This is a genomic window from bacterium (assembly GCA_026398675.1).
GTDB lineage: Bacteria > RBG-13-66-14 > RBG-13-66-14 > RBG-13-66-14 > RBG-13-66-14 > RBG-13-66-14.
The window spans coordinates 1-2314 of the sequence record JAPLSK010000085.1; the positions used below are offsets into that span (position 1 = coordinate 1).

Annotated in this window: 2 protein-coding genes; both read right to left on the reverse strand. The window is 67.2% G+C overall.

The genetic code is table 11. The annotated features are described in order from the left end of the window. Positions 1-98: 98 nt before the first annotated feature. Positions 99-1430, reverse strand: coding sequence for a UDP-glucose/GDP-mannose dehydrogenase family protein (locus tag NTW26_01740; GenBank protein MCX7020995.1), 1332 nt, complete (start codon positions 1428-1430; stop codon positions 99-101). 186 nt (positions 1431-1616) lie between these two features. Further along, a complete protein-coding gene (pyrE, locus tag NTW26_01745) occupies positions 1617-2189 on the reverse strand; it encodes an orotate phosphoribosyltransferase (protein ID MCX7020996.1) in 573 nt (190 codons plus the stop codon). Positions 2190-2314: the final 125 nt, after the last annotated feature.

Here is a 2314-nt window from a genome sequence, read left to right on the forward strand (position 1 = left end):
GTAACATCAACTCCGCGGAATTCGATAGCGCAAATTCCGCCTGCGCGCAACAGAACGGGCGGGCCCGAAGGTCCGCCCGTACGGTGATTTTCGATTGTCTAACCGTTGGCGCGCTTGGCGAGCGAAGAGCGCCCCATGGACTCGTAGGCGAACCCCATCGCGGCCACCTCCGCCGGGTTGTAGATGTTGCGTCCGTCCACTATCGCCGGCGTCTTCAACAGCTCCTTGACCCGCTCCAGGTCCGCGTCCTTGAACTGGTTCCACTCGGTGACGACCACCAGGGCGTCCGCCCCGTCGCAGGCCTCGTACATGGTGTTGGCGAAGGAGATGGAGAGGTTCCGCTTGGCGAGCTCCTCGGCGGCGGTCTCGTGGGCGATGGGGTCGTAGGCGCTGACCCGGCCGCCCTGGGCGAGAATCCCCTCGATGATGGCCAGCGACGGCGCCTCGCGCATGTCGTCCGTGTTGGGCTTGAAGGCCAGCCCCCAAAGGGCCACGACCTTACCCGACAGGTCCCCGATCATCCCGTTGAGCTTGGCCAGGGCCCGCTTGGGCTGCATGGCGTTGACCTCCTCCACCGCGGCCAGGATCTTGAACTGGTAGCCGTACTTGGCGGCGGTGTCTATGAGCGCCTTGGTGTCCTTGGGGAAGCAGCTCCCGCCGTATCCCACCCCGGCGTTCAGGAAGTGGCGGCCCAGACGGCGGTCCAACCCGGCCGCGTCGGCCACCGCCTCCACGTCGGCCCCCACCAGGTCGCAGATGTTGGCTATCTCGTTGATGAAGCTTATCTTGGTGGCCAACAGGGCGTTCGAGGTGTACTTGATCATCTCCGCGGACAGGCGGTCGGTGATGACGATGTTCTTGGTCAGCACCCGGTAGAGGGAGGCGACCTTCTCGGCGGCGTAGGCGTCGTTGGAGCCGATGACCACCCGGTCGGGCTGCATGGAGTCGCTGATGGCCGAGCCCTCGCGCAGGAACTCCGGGTTGGAGACCACGTGGAAGGGCTGCTTGCCGCCGGACTCCCGCACGACTATCTCGGTGACCATGTCGCCGGTGCCCACGGGGACGGTGGACTTGTTGATGACGATTTTGTCGGGCGCGTTCAGGTGGCGTCCGATGGTGGCGGCGACGGCCCGCACCGCCGAGAGGTCCGCCTCGCCCGAGGGCATGGACGGCGTCCCCACGGCGATGAAGATTATCTCGCTCTTTTTCACGGAGTCGCCCAGGTCGGTGGTGAAGCTCAGGCGGCCCGCGTCGGCGTTGCGTCGGACTATCTCCTCGAGGCCCGGCTCGTAGATGGGAATCCGGCCCGCGTTGAGCGCCTTGATTTTCTTCTCGTCTATGTCAACGCAGATGACCTCGTTGCCGAGGTCGGCGAAGCAAGCTCCGGTCACCAGGCCGACGTAGCCGGTTCCGACGACGGCAAGCTTCATCAGCTCCTCCGGGGTGGATCACCGGGTTCCCTGGGGGGCGCTCCCGGCGACGGCTCGGTCAGGTTGAAGGGCCGCCGGTTCCAGCGGCGGCTGCGATAAATACTCTAAACAGGGTCTGCGCCGGTCACCCGGATGCGCGGTTTCCCGGGTCGCAATCGTCGTCCAACTCCAGTCTCCCCTCCGCCATCACCTGGGTGTGCGGCTCCCCGGCTTCTCCGCCGGATCCCCTTTGGCGCACAGGGGACACACCTCCGGCTTCCACACCTCGATTTCGAGCCGGGCCAGGCTGACCAGGGGGATCGGCATGGGGGGGGCGTCGGCGCCGCGACGGTCCACCACGCAGGCCAGCGCCACCGGTTTGACCCCGGCCGCGCTCACCACTTCCACCACCTCGCCGGTGCTTTTCCCCGTGGTCACCACGTCCTCGACGACTACCACGCGGTCGTCGCGGGAGAGGGAGAAACCCCGGCGGAGGGTCATCACGCCCTCCACGCGTTCGGCGAAGACGGCCCGGACGCCCAGGGCCCGGCCGCACTCGTGGCCGATGATGAGCCCGCCCATCGCCGGTGAAATCACCACCGTGGGCTCCAGCGCGGAGTCGGCCTCCTTCAACAGAAAGGCCAGCTCCCGACCGGCCCGCTCGGCGAGCTCGGGGTGCTGGAGGTAGAGGGCGCACTGGACATAACGGTTGGAGTGAAGGCCCGATGAGAGGATGAAGTGACCCTCGAGGAGGGCGCCGGTGGAGCGCAGGTCGGGCAGCTCTTTCTGCTCGGCGCGCGAGAAATCGGCCAGCACGTGGTTGGCCGCGTCCCCGCCCGACGCCGGACGGCCGATGCCGAAACGCACGCGCAGGAAGTCGGCGGTGCCGAGGTCGGCGATCACCG

Bases quoted from the DNA above. Each gene is read 5' to 3' on its own strand.
- NTW26_01740 (MCX7020995.1), bottom strand. From the start codon at position 1,430: ATGAAGCTTGCCGTCGTCGGAACCGGCTACGTCGGCCTGGTGACCGGA.